The sequence below is a fragment of the Erythrobacter sp. SDW2 genome, assembly GCF_021431965.1.
Taxonomy (GTDB): domain Bacteria; phylum Pseudomonadota; class Alphaproteobacteria; order Sphingomonadales; family Sphingomonadaceae; genus Parerythrobacter.
Map to the genome: position 1 here is coordinate 777,626 of NZ_CP090370.1, position 15,529 is coordinate 793,154.

12 protein-coding genes are annotated in these 15,529 nt (G+C 65.7%); 7 read left to right on the top strand and 5 right to left on the bottom strand.

Going from position 1 to position 15,529, the window contains the following annotated elements:
* Positions 1–118 precede the first annotated feature (118 nt).
* A complete protein-coding gene (locus LY632_RS03795; RefSeq protein WP_234092478.1) occupies positions 119–2,878 on the bottom strand; it encodes a [protein-PII] uridylyltransferase in 2,760 nt (919 codons plus the stop codon).
* 25 nt (positions 2,879–2,903) lie between these two features.
* Entirely contained in the window at positions 2,904–4,607 is a 1,704-nt protein-coding gene (locus tag LY632_RS03800) for a class I adenylate-forming enzyme family protein (protein ID WP_234092479.1), read from the bottom strand.
* Positions 4,608–4,751: 144 nt separating this feature from the next.
* On the opposite strand from LY632_RS03800, the gene lgt reads away from it, so the two are divergent.
* Genes lgt through LY632_RS03815 form a run of 3 tightly spaced genes read left to right on the top strand, consistent with a single transcriptional unit; the run spans position 4,752 to position 7,203 of the window.
* Positions 4,752–5,639, top strand: a complete 888-nt coding sequence (gene lgt, locus LY632_RS03805; protein ID WP_234092480.1) for a prolipoprotein diacylglyceryl transferase — start codon at positions 4,752–4,754, stop codon at positions 5,637–5,639.
* Positions 5,640–5,646: 7 nt separating this feature from the next.
* Positions 5,647–6,708: a class I SAM-dependent methyltransferase gene (locus LY632_RS03810; protein WP_234092481.1), complete on the top strand. Its 1,062-nt coding sequence runs from the start codon at positions 5,647–5,649 to the stop codon at positions 6,706–6,708.
* Between the two features lie 60 nt (positions 6,709–6,768).
* On the top strand, positions 6,769–7,203 hold the full coding sequence (locus LY632_RS03815; protein WP_234092482.1) for a DUF2147 domain-containing protein: 435 nt from the start codon (positions 6,769–6,771) through the stop codon (positions 7,201–7,203).
* Positions 7,204–7,343: 140 nt separating this feature from the next.
* Here the strand turns inward: LY632_RS03815 and LY632_RS03820 are convergent, their stop codons facing one another.
* The 3 genes from LY632_RS03820 to LY632_RS03830 are packed head-to-tail and all read right to left on the bottom strand — an operon-like array spanning position 7,344 to position 11,210.
* A complete protein-coding gene (locus tag LY632_RS03820; protein WP_234092483.1) occupies positions 7,344–8,891 on the bottom strand; it encodes a glycine betaine ABC transporter substrate-binding protein in 1,548 nt (515 codons plus the stop codon).
* Positions 8,888–9,655: an ATP-binding cassette domain-containing protein gene (locus LY632_RS03825; protein WP_234092484.1), complete on the bottom strand. Its 768-nt coding sequence runs from the start codon at positions 9,653–9,655 to the stop codon at positions 8,888–8,890. The genes LY632_RS03820 and LY632_RS03825 overlap by 4 nt, the downstream gene beginning before the upstream one ends.
* 43 nt (positions 9,656–9,698) lie before the next feature.
* Positions 9,699–11,210, bottom strand: coding sequence for a sensor histidine kinase (locus LY632_RS03830; RefSeq protein ID WP_234092485.1), 1,512 nt, complete (start codon positions 11,208–11,210; stop codon positions 9,699–9,701).
* A 152-nt stretch (positions 11,211–11,362) separates the two neighbouring features.
* Between LY632_RS03830 and LY632_RS03835 the strand changes: the two genes are divergently transcribed.
* The 4 genes from LY632_RS03835 to LY632_RS03850 are packed head-to-tail and all read left to right on the top strand — an operon-like array spanning position 11,363 to position 15,367.
* Complete coding sequence (locus LY632_RS03835; RefSeq protein WP_234092486.1) at positions 11,363–12,529, top strand: isovaleryl-CoA dehydrogenase; 1,167 nt, start codon at positions 11,363–11,365, stop codon at positions 12,527–12,529.
* Entirely contained in the window at positions 12,526–12,816 is a 291-nt protein-coding gene (locus LY632_RS03840) for a hypothetical protein (protein WP_234092487.1), read from the top strand. The genes LY632_RS03835 and LY632_RS03840 overlap by 4 nt, the downstream gene beginning before the upstream one ends.
* Positions 12,813–13,763, top strand: a complete 951-nt coding sequence (locus LY632_RS03845) for an NAD(P)-dependent oxidoreductase (RefSeq protein ID WP_234092488.1) — start codon at positions 12,813–12,815, stop codon at positions 13,761–13,763. The genes LY632_RS03840 and LY632_RS03845 overlap by 4 nt, the downstream gene beginning before the upstream one ends.
* On the top strand, positions 13,760–15,367 hold the full coding sequence (locus tag LY632_RS03850; RefSeq protein WP_234092489.1) for a carboxyl transferase domain-containing protein: 1,608 nt from the start codon (positions 13,760–13,762) through the stop codon (positions 15,365–15,367). The genes LY632_RS03845 and LY632_RS03850 overlap by 4 nt, the downstream gene beginning before the upstream one ends.
* The last annotated feature ends 162 nt before the right edge of the window (positions 15,368–15,529 follow it).

Sequence of the window (15,529 nt, forward strand, 5' to 3'; positions counted from 1 at the left end):
GAGTATTTGATCCCGCTGTCCCCTCAGGGTAATTAAGCTAAGAGCAAATGATTCGGGAAGAGAAATTAACTCAAAAAAGATCTCGGTGAATTAAATGCGGCTTGCAGCAATGTCAGGTCTAAGCCGGCTCCAGCTGCGCCTGCCGTTCGTCGCTTGCCGCTTCGATCAGGCTCTTGCGGATATTCTCCATCCGCGCGGCGTCGGTCACTTTCGAGCCGGTCAGGTCGGTGACGTAGAAGGTGTCCGCCGCGCGCTCGCCGTAGGCCGTGATGTGCGCCGAGTGAACCATCAGCTGGCATTCGAACAGCGCCCGGCCGAGCCGGTTGAGCAGCGCGGGCCGGTCGCGCGCGTTGACTTCGACCACGGTAAAGCGGCTCGAGGCGTCGTTGTCGAACCCGACCCAGGGGCGCACGTCGAAGGCGTCGGCGCGGGCGCGGGGGAGGGGGCGCTTGGCGAGTTTCGGCACCAGCTCGCCGCGGTTGGCGATGGCGTCGGCGATGGCCCGCTCGATCCGTTCGAGCTGGCGCGCCTCGGCAAAGCTCTTGCCCAGCGGATCCTGCACCAGGAAGTTGTCGACCGCCCAGCCGTTGCGGGTGGTGTGGATGCGCGCGTCGATGATGTTGCCACCGGCCAGGTGGATGCCGCCGGCGATGCGGTAGAACAGGCCGGGGTGGTCGGGCGCGATCACCGTCACCAGCGTCGCCCCGCGCTCGGCATCGAACTCGCAATGGATCGAGAGCTGCTCGTCGCGTGCCTTGGCGGCATCGTACTGAACGATATTGCGGGCAATCACATCGTCGGGTTCCGCGATCCAATAGGCATCGTTGAACAGCTTGCCGTGTTTCGCCAGCAGGCCTGCCTGCGCGCCCAGCGCCGCGCCGACCGCTTCCTTGCGCGCGGCGACGCGTTCGTTGCGGTGGTGCGGGATATGGCCCAGCCGCAGCCGCTCGTGCGCCGCGTCGTAGAGCTCGCCCAGCAGCTGGCCCTTCCAGCTGTTCCAGGTACCGGGGCCGACCGCGCGGATATCGACCGCGGTCAGGATCATCAGGTGGCGCAGGCGTTCGAGGCTCTGCACTTCCTTGACGAAATCCTCGATCGTCTTGGGATCGGTCAGGTCGCGCTTGAAGGCGGTGGCGCTCATCAGCAGGTGCTGCAGCACCAGCCACGCGACGAGGTCGGTTTCGGCCTCGCTCAGGCCGAAGCGCGGGCACAGCTCGTGCGCGACCTCGGCCCCCAGCACCGAATGGTCGCCGCCGCGGCCCTTGGCGATATCGTGCAGCAACACCGCGACATAGGCCACACGGCGGCTTTCGACCTGGTGGATCAGCCTGGTCGAACGCGGATGGTCCTCGGCCAGCTGGCCCTTCTCGATCTGGTTGAGAAAGCCGACGGCACGCAGCGTGTGCTCGTCCACCGTGTAGTGGTGGTACATGTTGAACTGCATCTGCGCGTTGACGCGGCCGAAATCGGGCACGAAGCGGCCCATCACCCCGGCCTCGTTCATCCAGCGCAGCACCATTTCGGGATCGTTCCGGCCGCTCAGCAGATCGAGGAAGATGGCATTGGCGCGGGGGTCCACGCGCACGTCGTCCTTGATCAGCACGCTGTCGCGGTCAGCCTGGCGCATGGTGCTGGGCTCGATCTCGAGCCCGTTGGCTTCGGCGATCTGGAAGATCTCGACCAGTCGCACCGGATCCTGCCGGAACCAGTCGTCCGACGGCGCGGCGATCCTGCCGCCGAACACGCGGTAGCCTTTCAGCATACGCGGTTTGGCGTTGAAGCCGGCGAAGAAGCCGGTCCGCGCGCGCTTCCTGTCGAACTGCTGGTCGAGCTGGGCGAGGAACACGCCGGTCAGCGAGCCGACCCGCTTCGCCTGCAGGAAATAGAACTGCATGAAGCGTTCGACCGCGCTCTTTCCCGCCCGGTCGCGGAACCGCATCCGCTCGGCAATCTGCTTCTGGAAATCGAAGGTCAGCCGATCCTCGGGCCGCCGGGTCAGCTCGTGCAGATGGCACCGCACCGCCAGCAGGAAGCCGTCGGCGCGGCGGAAGCTGTGGTATTCGGCCGGGGTCAGCAGCCCGGCATCGACCAGCTCGGCGGCGTTGCGGACGCGGTGGATATATTTGCCGATCCAGTACAGCGTCTGCAGGTCGCGCAGCCCGCCCTTGCCTTCCTTGACATTGGGCTCGACCACATAGCGCGTGCCGCCCGCCTTCTCGTGCCTTGCATCGCGTTCGGCGAGTTTCTCGGTCACGAACTGGCGCTCGCTGCCGTGGACGACTTCGGACCAGAACCGCGCCCGCGCCTCGTCGTACAGCTCGCGGTCGCCCCACAGGTAGCGCGCTTCGAGCAGCGCCGTGCGAATGGTGAGGTCTTCCTTCGCCATCCGCACCATCTCGTCCGGCGTACGGCTCGACTGCCCGACCTTGAGCCCCAGGTCCCACAGGAAATAGAGCATCGCCTCGGTCACCTGCTCGCACCACGGCGTGCGCCTGGCGGGGTGGAGGAAGGCGATATCGACATCGGACTGCGGCGCCATCTCCGCCCGTCCGTAGCCGCCGACCGCGAGGATCGCGAGCCGTTCGGAGGCCGAGCGGTTGGCCACCGGATAGACGTGAGTGGTGACATGATCGAACAACAGGCGAACGATCTGGTCGACCAGGAAGGCGTGCCCGGCGGTGATCTCGTGCCCGGCACTGGGCTTCTCGATCAGCCGGGCCGACAGCTCCTTGCGCCCTGCCGCCAGCGCATCGCGCAGCAGGCCGAGAACATCGGGGCGGGCCTTGTCACCCCTTTCCGCCACCAGCGCTTCGATCGCCGAAGCGATGCTGCGACGGTCGATGATGGCGCGCTGGCGGGGGACATTCTTGCTCTTCAAGGGCGCTGCCTTGCCAACGGACCGGCTACGCCGCGTCGATCATGTCGGCGTATTCCTTGGTGTATTTCTCGCGCAAGGACCGCTTGTCGACCTTCTGCGTACCAAGGCGCGGGAGGGTCTCGTCGGCCTGCCAATAGACCACCGGCTGCTTGAAGCTGGCGAGACGGGTCGAGAGGAAATCGCGCAGCGCCTCCTCGGTCAGGCCGGTGCCCGGCTTGGCCAGGAACACCGCGCCGACGATTTCGCCATAGCGTTCGTCGGGCAGGCCGAAGACCGAGCATTCGGCCACGTCGTCATGGGCGTAGATCGCTTCCTCGACCTCGATGCAGGTGATGTTCTCGCCGCCGCGGATGATGATGTCCTTCTTGCGGTCGACGATATAAAGATAGCCGTCCTCGTCGACGCGGCCCAGGTCGCCGGTGCGGAAGTACATGTCGTCGGTGAAGGCGGCCTCGGTCGCTTCGGGGTTGTTGTAATAGCCCATGAAGTTGCACACCGACCGCATGCAGACCTCGCCGATCTGCCCCTGCGGGACCGGCTTGCCATTGTCGTCGAGGATGGCGAGATCGACCAGCGGGCGGCTCGGCTTGCCGGTGCTGGAGGGCTTGGCGAGATAGTTCTCGTTGAAATTGCCGCAGCCGACGCCGTTGGTTTCCGTCAGGCCATAGCCGAGCAGCGGATTGCCGGTGGGGAAGGCGTCCTTGATCTTGGCGACATGCTCGACCGGGCGTGGCGCGCCGCCGGCGGCCCAGCCGGAGCAGCTCGAAACGTCATACTGGTCGCGGTTGGGGTGGGTCGCCATTTCGTAGGTCATCAGCGGGACCCCGGCGAAATAGCTGACCTTCTCGTCCTGGATCAGCCGCAGCGCCTCCTCGGCATCCCACTTGGGCATCAGCACCAGCTTGCGGCCCAGCGCATAGCTTTGCAGCAGCAGCGGGACTTCGCCGGTGACATGGAACAGCGGCACGGCCAGCAGGGCGCAGGCCTGCGTGGTCGGGGCATCGCCCGAACTGTCGAGATAGGTGAAGGCCATCAGCGACTGCAGCGCATAGCTCATCGCCCCGTGGACCACCCCGCGATGGTCGGACCAGGCGCCCTTCGAACGCCCGGTCGAACCCGAGGTGTAAAGCACGGTGCACAAATCGTCCGGCCCGACATCGAGCGGGTTGACCGTGGCCGGATCGCCCCAGGTCTCCTTCAGGCCCTCGGCCGGATTGCAGTCATGGTCGAACAGCACCAGCTTGCCGCCGTGCTCGATACCCTTGAGGCGGGCGGCGCGGCCGAGGTCGGCGAACACCAGCTTGCTTTCGACCAGGTCGATCGCGTCGGCCAGCTCCTCGCCGTTGGAGAAGCCGTTGAGCAGGGTGGCGCAGCCGCCGCCCATGATGATGCCCATGTAAAGCACGATCCAGTTGGCCGAATTGCGCGCGGCGATGCCGACGCGGTCGCCCTTCTGCATGCCGTGGATGTGCTTGAGCCCGGCAGCGACTGCCATGGCGGCGGCCCAGGTTTCGCCAAAGGTCAGGCGGCAGCCGCCATCGACGAGGAAGGTCGCGTCCTTGTGCTGGTTGCAATAGTGGGCGAAATAATGCGCCAGGCTGGGCGGCGCATTCTTCAGCGCCGGCATTTCCACGCCATTGCGGACAAAGGGTACGGTCTCGGCCGGCGCACCGGGCGCGACAAGCTTGTCCATGATGGCATCGAGCGTAAGGTCGAGCTGGCTGGGCATTTTTTCTGTCTCTCTCCAAGTTTGCGCCGCTTATGCCTTCTCCTTCGGGGTTCCACCGGAACCCGGCCTGTGCCAAAGCCTTTCGCGAAGAGAAAAAGGGTTGCGCGCCTTTCCCGTCTGCAACCCATGTAAGAGGGATTCTCCGTGCTGTCACTATTGGCCGAAGCGGCTTCGCAGCCGATCCATTGGACGGACCTCGGTCTCAAGCCGTACCTGTTCGAAATCGGCAGCTTCCAGCTGCGCTATTACTCGCTGGCCTACATCCTCGGGCTGTTCTTCGCCTACTGGCACTTGTCGAAGATGATCAAGGCGCCGGGCGCACCGATGGCGCAGCCGCACGTCGACGACCTGTTCTTCTATTGTACGCTGGGCGTGATTCTTGGCGGACGCCTCGGCTATGCCGCATTCTACACCGGCGGCAGCAGCACCCAGCCGAGCATGTTCACCAACTTTACTCCCGGCGAAACCATCAGCTGGGACCTGCTGCGGCTGTGGGACGGAGGCATGAGCTTTCACGGCGGGGTAATCGGCGTGGTGGTTGCAATCCTGTTCGTTTCGTGGCGCAACAAGCTCAACTGGCTCAGGGTGTGCGACTATATCGCGGTCAATGTGCCGTTCGGCATGCTGCTCGGACGGCTGGCCAATTTCGTCAATGGCGAGTTGTACGGGCGGGTGACCGACGTGCCGTGGGCGATGGTCTTCCCGACCGGGGGCGAATTGCCGCGCCATCCCAGCCAGCTCTACCAGGCGGGGCTGGAAGGCCTGCTGATGATGGTGATCCTGCTGCTGCTGTTCTGGAAGACCAGGGCCCGGTGGAAACCGGGCGTGCTGGTGGGCGTGTTCACGGTCGGGATCGCGACAGCGCGCTTCATCAACGAATTCTTCCGCGAACCCGATGCGCAATTGGCCCAACTCGCTGCCGACACCGGTCTTAGCCAGGGCCAGTGGCTTTCGATCCCAATGATCCTCGTCGGTCTGGGTGTCATTGTCTATGCGTTGATGCGCAAGCCGGCCTCCGCCTCGGCAAGCTGAGCCGCCGATGGACGATGCGCGCGCCGATCTGGGCGAGATGTTCCGCCGCCTGATCCGCAACACGGGGCCGATCTCGCTGACCCAGTTCATGGGCGAGAGCAACGCGCGCTATTACGACAGCAAGGATCCGCTGGGGCAGGGCGGCGATTTCGTCACCGCCCCGGAAATCAGCCAGATGTTCGGCGAGCTGATCGGGCTGTGGCTGGCCGACATGTGGATCAAGGCCGGGCGCGAGGAAGACGTCGCCTATGTCGAGCTCGGGCCGGGTCGAGGGACTCTGGCCAGGGACGCACTGCGGGCGGCGGCCAGATACGGTTTCGAGCCCGAGGTGCACCTGGTCGAAACCTCGCACGCGCTGCGCGAATTGCAGGGCAAGGCGCTGCCACAGGCGCAGTTCCATCATGACCTGACGACCGTGCCGATGGACATCCCGCTGCTGATCGTCGGCAACGAATTCCTCGACGCGCTGCCGGTGCGGCAACTGGTGCGGGCGGAGAACGGCTGGCGCGAACGCCGGGTCGGGCTGGAAGGCGAGGCCTTCGTGTTCGTGGCGGGCGGCCAGCCGATGGATTCGGTCGTCCCGCCCGACTGGAAGGATGCTGCTCCCGGCACCATCCTCGAGACCTGCCCGGCAGCAGCGGCAGTCATCTACGAGGTTGCCGGCCGGTTGGCCGAGCAGGGCGGTGCGGCGCTGTTCTTCGATTACGGCCATGTCAAACTGCAGGCAGGCTCGACCTTCCAGGCGGTGAAGGCGCACCGGAAGGTCGATCCCTTTGCCGCGCCGGGTACGGCGGACCTCACCGCGCTGGTCGATTTCGAGACGCTGGCCCGCGTCGCCCAGTCGCGCGAAGTGCGGCATATCGGCACCACCACGCAGGGCGCCTGGCTGCGCGCGCTCGGGATAGAGGCGCGAGCGCAGGCGCTGATGGACAAGGCCCCGCACTATGCCGCCGAAATCCACCAGGCGATGGTGCGGCTCATCGCCCCCGACCAGATGGGCGAGCTGTTCAAGGTCATGGGGCTGGCCGGTCCGGGCTGGCGCGATGGGGCCGGTTTCAGCACCGATTAAGCCGGCGAGATGCAACCATCTCGCCCAGTCTCGCGTATCTTCAGGGTAAGGAGTCCCCCAATGAACCGCCTCGCCCTATCGCTCGCCGCCTTTGCTGCCCTCGTGATGACGGCTGTTCCTGCGCTCGCCTACTTCGCCCCGGAACCGATCACCGGGCGCTGGATGACGAAAGAACGGGACTCGATCGTCACTATCTCCAAATGCGGCGCGACCTATTGCGGGCGGCTGAGCCAGTATCTCGTCATGCCCAAAGGCGGGGTGGACCAGAAGGACATCAACAACCCCGATCCGAAGCTGCGGACCCGCAAACTGCTCGGCGTTGCGCTGCTGACGGGCTTCAAGCCCGACGGCAAGGTCTGGCGCGGCACGATCTACGACCCGCGCAACGGCAAGAGCTATCGTTCGGTGGTGCGCCTGAAGAGCGCCAATGTGCTGGAGGTCAAGGGCTGCGTCGGCCCGTTCTGCCAGACCCAGAACTGGACCAGGGCGAAGTAAAATGGAGATTGGGCCCGGATCTCCTACAAGACCCGTTCGCCCTGAGCCTGTCGAAGGGCAGTCGAGACGCTTTAGCAACTGAGGTGGTTGGGCTTCGACAAGCTCAGCCCGAACGGAAGTTGGGGTGGAAGTCTGACTATCTAGAGCCCGATCCGCTGCGCGATCATCGCGGCGGCCTGATCGGGCGTCATCTTTTTTGCATCCGTACGGTCAACCGCAAGGTTGGCCTCGCGCATCAACTCGACCTCGATCTTGCCGATCAGCGGTTCGAGCGCCGCCTTGAGCTTCGCGTCGCCCGCGCGGCCCGGCGTGAGCATCACTAGCGCGTCATAGCTCGGCAGCGCGCCCTTGGGGTCGTCCAGGATCACCAGATTGTCCGCCGCGATCCGCCCGTCCGAGGTATAGGCGCTGATCACATCGGCCTCGCCGGATTTCAGCGCATTGTACATGAAGGTCGGGGCGAAATTGCGCTGGCGGGCGAAGCGCAGCCCATAGGCATCGCGCACCGCCGCCCATTCGGGCCGTTCGAACCATTCGGGATCGCCCCCGGTGACGAGCTGCGGCGCGACCGGCGCAAGATCGGCAATGCTGCGCACCCCCAGCTCCTCGGCCCGGTCGGCCCGCATGGCCAGCGCATAGGCGTTCTCGAACCCCAACCGGCCCAGCACCAGCGTGCCGGTCTGCTGCGCTTCCCAGTCCCTGATGATGCGATACATTTCCTCTCGTCCCGGGTTGTCGGCGCGCTTCAGATTATTGGTCCAGATCGTGCCGGTATAGTCGATCGAGATATCGATCGCCCCGGTGCTGACCGCATTGTGCACCACCGCCGAGCCGAGCCCGTCGCGGTACTCGATCCGGTAACCCGCCTTTTCCAGCTGCGAGCCGATCAGCCGGGCGAGAATATACTGTTCGGAGAAGCTCTTGGCGGCGATCACCACCGTTTCGCCCGAGCGTTCGCGCACGGGGCCATAAAGTGCCCAGGCCGAGGCGAAGATGCCCAGCGCCGCCACCGCTGCGCCGCCCCATACCCAGCCGCGCTTGCGCACGGCAAAGCCATGTTCGATGCTGCCCAGCAGCGCATCGGCAACCAGCGCCAGCGCGGCCGAGGCCAGGCACCCGGCGAGCACCAGCGACCAGTTTTGCGTCTGCAATCCGGCAAAGATCGGATCGCCCAGGCTCGGCGCACCGATGGTGGTGGAAAGCGTCGCTGCGCCGATGGTCCAGACGGCCGCGGTACGGATGCCCGCCATGACATAGGGCGCGGCGAGCGGGGCCTCGACCAGCCGCAGCTTCTGCCACTTGGTCATGCCGACCCCGTCGGCCGCCTCCAGCACTCCCGGCTCCATGTTCTCGCGCGCGGTCACGGCGTTGCGCAGCATCGGCAGCAACGCATAAAGCGTCAGCGCCAGCAGCGCGGGCAGGAAGCCGAGCGTGGGCAACCCCTCGCCGAACACCGCCCGCAGGCTCAGCAGGATCGGGAAGAACAGCGCCAGCAACGCCAGCGCCGGCATCGTCTGGACCAGGCTGGCAAGACCGAGCGAGATGCGCCGGACTGTGGCATTGCGGCCCGCCCAAACAGCCACCGGCAGGGCGATCACGATGGCGAGGCCGATGGCGCTTGCGGCCAGCAGCACGTGCGCCGCCGCCTTGTCGCCGAGATCGGCGAGGGTGGTCCAGATGTCGTTCACCGCTCGAGCTCTGCAAGTGCTTCGGCTTGGGCACGCGGCACGGCCACCAGGCCTTGCGCGACTTCGCCGCCAGCACCGCCCAGCAGAGCCCGGGGTGTCTCGTCGGCCACGATCCTGCCGCGATCCATCACCAGCACCCGGTCGGCCAGCAGCAGTGCCTCGGCCATGTCGTGGGTGACCAGCACGGTCGTGAGGCCGAGCGTCCCGTGCAGCGTCCGCACCCGTCGCCCCAGCGCGTCGCGGGTGACCGGGTCGAGCGCGCCGAAGGGCTCGTCCATCAGCAACAGGTGCGGCCCGCCGGCCAGCGCCCGCGCCACCCCGATCCTTTGCCGTTGCCCGCCTGAAAGCTCGTGCGGCATCCGCTTGGCGTAGCTGCCGTCCAGCTCGACCAGTTCGAGCAGTTCGGCGATGCGCCCGGCACCAAGCTTCTCGCCCGTCAGCCGCGGGCCGATGGCGATATTCTCTGTCACGCTCATATGCGGGAACAGGCCGATCGACTGGAACACATAGCCGACCTTGCGCCGCAGGGCGGGGAGCGGTTGCGCAGCGACTTCCTCGCCTTCGAACAGCACCGTCCCTGCGGTCGGTTCCACCAGCCGGTTGACCATCTTGAGCAGGGTCGACTTGCCGGAGCCCGAGGCACCCACCAGCGCCACGAAGCTGCGCGCCGCAATATCCAGCGAAACATCGTCGACCGCGCGAACCGCGCCGTAGCTCTTGCCTACGCTTTCGAACTGCACTGCTGGAATGGAGGCCCCCGTCATGCCCCGACCCTAGGGCCGACAGGCGAGTAGCGAAAGGCCGACGTCAGGACTCAAGCGAACCGAGCGGGATCGTCAGGTTGACTTCCAGCCCTTCGGGCAGCCAGCGATGCTCGATCGCGCCGTTGAGCTGCGACTGTGCGCTCATGCGGAGCATCCGCGAGCCGAAGCCTTCATCCGAAGGCGGAGAGACCGCCGGGCCGCCGCGCTCGACCCAGCCGATGCGGACCACATCTTCGCCCTTGTCGAGCGTCACTTCGACCCGGCCTTCGGCTACCGACAATGCACCGTATTTGGCGGAATTGGTCGCCAGCTCGTGGAAGATCAGCGCCAGCGGCGTGGCAGCGCGGATTGCAAGATTGATCCGGTCTCCGGTGATATGAACCTGTTCGCCTTCGCCCGTGCCGTAGGGAGCGGTCAGGATAGCGAGCAAGCCGCGCATGCTGCTGTCGGTTATCGCCCGCAGCGGCATGACGTAATCCTGTGCCCGACCCAGTGCGCGCACCGTCTCGCTCAGCTCGTCGGCAAACGCCTTAGCCTCGGGCCTGTTGCGGCTGCGCAGCGCGATCAGGCCGTTCATGACCGCGAAGATGTTCTTGATCCGGTGCGCCAGTTCGTTGGCGAGGATCTCCATCCGCTCGCCTTCGCGGTAGTTGTCATCGATGTCGGTCAGCGTGCCGAACCACAGCGCAGTGGCCGGATCGTCGCCGGATGGTAGCGCACGGGACAGGACCCACCGCCAGGTCCCGTCGGCCCGACGCAGCCGCCACTGGTCTTCGAGCGGGGAGCAGCTGGCCACGGCGGCAGCGAATTTCCTGGCCGATGCGTCCCAATCGTCCGGATGAACGAACTGCCGCCAGCCATCGGCAGTGGTCGGCGGTTCGCTGCCGGTCATTTCGTACCAGCGCGCGTTGAAGCGGTCGAAAGTGTGGTCAGGCGTCGCCGACCATGCGATTGTCGGCACGCTATCGAGCATGAACCGCAATTGTGCCACTGCCGATTCGCGCGTCTTGACACCCCGGACTGCCCCGCGTTGGGCTTCGAGCCGGCGCATGACTGCGCGGGCCAGCACCGTCAGACCCTCGCACTGGACCGAGTCGAGTCCATCGCTGCGCGGAACCCTGTCGATCACGCATAGCGATCCCAGCGGCGCGCCTTCCGAGGTTATCAGCGGAGCCCCGGCGTAGAAGCGGATGTGCGGTTCGCCGGTCACCAGCGGATTGTCGGCAAACAGCGGATGACTGCGGGCATCGCTCACCACCAACAGCTTGTCGCCCAGCATGGCATGGGCGCAGAAGCTGGTTTCGCGGGGCGACTCCGAGACATCGAGGCCCATTCCGGCGAGGAACCGCTGCCGCTTCTCCTCGACGATGGAAACCAGCGCTATCGGGGCATTGCAGAGCCTGCCGGCGAAACTGGCAATCTGCGCCAGCTCTTCGTCCTCGACCAGCGAATCGAGGCCGAAGCCGGCCAGCACCTTCAGCCGCGCGTCTTCGTCGCACATCGCCGGTGCAGGGAGTGTGCCCGCAGGCCACAACGACGGAGCAAAAGTTTTCATCTATCTTCCGACGAGCGCAGTTGCCACGTTCCAGACGCTGATACAATTCTTTGTTATAGCGTCGTTCTCTTCGACCCGACAAAATTTCATTTGCAACCGGTTTGCGCGCACGGCCCGCCTTGCTATGCGCCGCTGCAAGGAGACCAGAGCCCATGCGTGCCACCCCCGACTTCGATTTCCAGCTCGGCGAAAGCGCCGAGATGATCCGCGAAACCGTCGGCCGCTTCGCCGACGAGCAGATCATGCCGCTGGCCGACAAGGTCGACCGCGAGGACTGGTTCCCGCGCGAATTGTGGACGCAGATGGGCGAGCTGGGCCTCCACGGGCTGACGGTGGATGAGGCAGACGGGGGGCTGGGGCTCGGCTATCTGGAACACGTCATCGCGGTCGAGGAAGTGAGCCGCGCCAGCGCTTCGGTCGGGCTCAGCTATGGCGCCCATTCCAACCTCTGCATCAACCAGATCCGCCGCTGGGGCAACGAGGAGCAGAAGGCCAAGTACCTGCCCGGGCTGATCAGCGGCGAACACGTCGGCTCGCTCGCCATGTCGGAAGCGGGCGCGGGTTCGGACGTCGTCTCGATGAAGCTGAAGGCGGACGCCGTCCAGGGCGGCTACGTCCTCAACGGCACCAAGTTCTGGATCACCAACGCACCCGAAGCCGATACGCTGGTGGTCTATGCCAAGACCGACGGCCAGGCCGGATCGCGCGGCATCACCGCCTTCCTGATCGAGAAGGGCGACGCAGGCTTCTCAATCGGCCAGAAGATCGAGAAGGTCGGCATGCGCGGCAGCCCCACGGCGGAGCTGGTGTTCGACGATTGCCACATCCCCGAAGAGCGCATCATGGGGCCGCTGAACGGCGGCGTCGGCGTGTTGATGAGCGGGCTCGATTACGAGCGTGTGGTGCTGGCCGGCTTGCAATTGGGCGTGATGCAGGCCTGCCTCGACACGGTGATCCCCTATCTGCGGGAGAGGAAGCAGTTCGGAAAGCCGATTGGCTCGTTCCAATTGATGCAGGCCAAGGTCGCCGACATGTATGTCGCCCTGCAATCGGCCCGCGCCTACACCTATGCGGTGGCCAAGGCTTGCGACGCGGACCAGACCACCCGCTTCGATGCGGCGGGCTGCATCCTGCTGGCGAGCGAGAACGCCTTCCGTGTCGCAGCGGAAAGCGTGCAGGCGCTGGGCGGCGCGGGCTACACGCTCGACTGGCCGGTCGAGCGGTACATGCGCGATGCCAAGCTGCTCGATATCGGCGCGGGGACCAACGAGATCCGCCGCATGCTGATCGGGCGCGAGCTGATCGGCGCGGCGGGGTGAGCGACACGCTCCTCACCGCGCTGCAGTGGTATGGCGCTGCAGCTGGCCTCATCGCGGCGTTGATTGTCTCGCTCAACCTTGGCACAAGGCCGACCGGCTGGGGTTTCGTGATCTTCGTTACCTCGTCGATCGCGCTGATCGCATGGGGCTTCCTCAGCGACGAGGCCGAGGGGATCGGCTGGCAGAACATCGGATTGCTGGCGATCAATATCGTCGGGGTCTATCGCTATCTCTTTACCGGCACTGCGAAAGAGGCGGATGGCGCTGCGCCGGGCGAGGCCAGATGAAAATCCTGCTGACCGGTTCTTCGGGCTGGCTCGGCCGATTCCTGGCCCCGCAGCTACGCGCTGCCGGGCATGAGGTTGTGGGTCTCGACATCGCTTCGGGGGCGGACACGCAGCATATCGGCTCGGTCGCCGACGCTGCGCTGGTGGACAGCATCGTCGCCGACGGGATCGAGGCGATCATCCATGGCGGCGCGCTGCACAAGCCTGACATCGCACGTTATCCGAAGCAGGCCTTCATCGACACCAATGTCACCGGCACGCTCAACCTGCTCGAAGCGGCGGTGCGGGCCGGGCACGATCGCTTCATTTTCACCTCGACCACGTCGCTGATGGTGTCGCAGCGGGTCCGCGATGGCGGGCAGGGCGAAGCCTTCTGGATGGACGAGAGCTTCTACGACGGGCCGCCGCGCAATATCTATGGCGTGACCAAGGCGGCGGCAGAGAATCTGTGCCGGATCTTTGCCGCCGAACAGGGCATGGATATCGCCATTCTGCGCACCGGGCGCTTCTTCCCCGAGGACGACGATACCCATCATGTGCTCTCGGGCGAGAACATGAAGGCCAACGAGTTCCTCAACCGCCGCCTCAGCGCTGCCGATGCGGCGCGGGCCCATGTGGTGGCGCTGGAGACAATCGCCGGGCTGGGCTGCGAGACCTTCGTGCTCTCGGCGCCGCCGCCGTTCACACGCGACGAAGCTGGAGAGTTGGCCCGCGATGCCCGCGCAGCGATCGCACGCCATTTTCCCGATGCCGCCGAACTCTATGCCGCGCGCGGCTGGGATCTGCCTGCGAGCATCGACCGGGTCTACGATCCGGCCAGGGCCGAGCGCCTGCTGGGCTTTCGCTGCCGCACGGATTTCGCCAGCGTGCTCGATGCGATACGCACGGACCGCCCGTTGCCTTTCGACCACGATCCGGCCTATTTGCCGCCCAAGGAATTTGCATGACCGCACCTGTCCTCACTTCCAAACTCGATCGGGATAGTCCGGAGGCGAAAGCGCGCTTCCAGCACAACAAGGCTCTGGCCGATGACCTGCGCGCCAAGGTCGCCGAGGCCGCATTGGGCGGGCCGGAGAAGCATCGCGAGCGGCATGTCAGCCGCGGCAAGCTGCTGCCGAGGGATCGGGTCGAGCGGCTGCTCGATCCGGGTTCGCCCTTCCTCGAGGTCGGTCAGCTGGCCGCCAACGGGATGTACGAGGGCGACGTCAACGGCGCGTCGATCATCTGCGGGGTAGGGCGCGTCTCGGGCCGGCAGTGCATGATCGTGTGCAATGACGCGACCGTGAAGGGCGGCACCTATTACCCGATGACGGTCAAGAAGCACCTGAGGGCGCAGGAGATCGCGCAGGAGAACCGCCTGCCGTGCATCTATCTCGTCGATAGCGGCGGGGCGAACCTGCCGCATCAGGCGGAGGTGTTTCCGGACCGCGACCACTTCGGGCGCATTTTCTTCAACCAGGCCAACATGAGCGCACTCGGCATCCCGCAGATCGCCTGCGTGATGGGCTCCTGCACCGCGGGCGGGGCATACGTGCCCGCCATGTCCGACGAGACGGTGATTGTCCGCAACCAGGGCACCATCTTCCTCGCCGGCCCGCCGCTGGTGAAGGCCGCGACGGGCGAGGAAATCAGCGCCGAGGACTTGGGCGGCGGCGACCTCCACGCCAAGAAGTCGGGCGTGGTCGATCACCTGGCCGAGAACGACGAGCACGCGCTCACCATCGTGCGCGATATCGTCAGCCATCTCGGCGCGAATACCGGGGCGGCGGCTGACATTACGCTCAAGGACCCGCGCCCGCCCAAATTCGATGCCGACGATCTCTATGCCCTGATCCCCGAAGATGTTCGCGCGCCCTATGATGTGCACGAGGTGATCGCCCGGATTGTCGACGGCAGCGAGTTCCACGAGTTCAAGCAGCACTACGGCAGCACCCTCGTCTGCGGCTTCGCGCATATCTGGGGGATGCCGGTCGCGATCCTCGCCAATAACGGCGTGCTGTTCTCCGAAAGCGCGCAGAAGGGCGCGCATTTCATCGAGCTCGCCTGCCAGCGCCGCATTCCGCTGCTGTTCCTGCAGAATATCAGCGGCTTCATGGTCGGCGGAAAATACGAGGCGGAGGGCATCGCCAAGCATGGCGCGAAGCTGGTCACCGCGGTCGCCACCGCGACCGTGCCCAAGGTCACCGTGGTGATCGGCGGCAGCTTCGGCGCGGGGAACTATGGCATGTGCGGTCGGGCCTACTCACCGCGTTTCCTGTTCACTTGGCCCAATGCCCGCATCTCGGTGATGGGGGGCGAGCAGGCCGCAAGCGTCCTCGCCACCGTCCACCGCGATGCCGACACGTGGACGCCGGAACAGGCCGAGGCCTTTAAGCAGCCCATCCGCCAGAAATACGAGGACGAAGGCAACCCCTACTACGCCACCGCGCGCATGTGGGACGACGGCGTGATCGACCCGGTGCAGACGAGGGATGTGCTGGGGCTGGCGCTGGCGGCAACGCTGGAGGCCCCGATTGCCGAGCGGCCGGCGTTTGGTGTGTTTAGGATGTGAAGAGGCAGGACGGCTTCGATCCTCCCCGGAACGGGGAGGTGGCAGCGCGTAGCGCTGACGGAGGGGTCGATAGCGCGACATCTCGTTCGCCGGACAGCGACCGGCCCCTCCACCTCCCTGCTGCGCAGGGCGGTCCCCCTCCCCGTTCCGGGGAGGATCGGG

Coding starts and splice junctions, on each gene's coding strand:
- LY632_RS03800 (WP_234092479.1), bottom strand. CDS start 4,607: ATGCCCAGCCAGCTCGACCTTACGCTCGATGCCATCATGGACAAGCTT.
- LY632_RS03810 (WP_234092481.1), top strand. CDS start 5,647: ATGGACGATGCGCGCGCCGATCTGGGCGAGATGTTCCGCCGCCTGATC.
- LY632_RS03815 (WP_234092482.1), top strand. CDS start 6,769: ATGAACCGCCTCGCCCTATCGCTCGCCGCCTTTGCTGCCCTCGTGATG.
- LY632_RS03825 (WP_234092484.1), bottom strand. CDS start 9,655: ATGACGGGGGCCTCCATTCCAGCAGTGCAGTTCGAAAGCGTAGGCAAG.
- LY632_RS03830 (WP_234092485.1), bottom strand. CDS start 11,210: ATGAAAACTTTTGCTCCGTCGTTGTGGCCTGCGGGCACACTCCCTGCA.
- LY632_RS03835 (WP_234092486.1), top strand. CDS start 11,363: ATGCGTGCCACCCCCGACTTCGATTTCCAGCTCGGCGAAAGCGCCGAG.
- LY632_RS03845 (WP_234092488.1), top strand. CDS start 12,813: ATGAAAATCCTGCTGACCGGTTCTTCGGGCTGGCTCGGCCGATTCCTG.
- LY632_RS03850 (WP_234092489.1), top strand. CDS start 13,760: ATGACCGCACCTGTCCTCACTTCCAAACTCGATCGGGATAGTCCGGAG.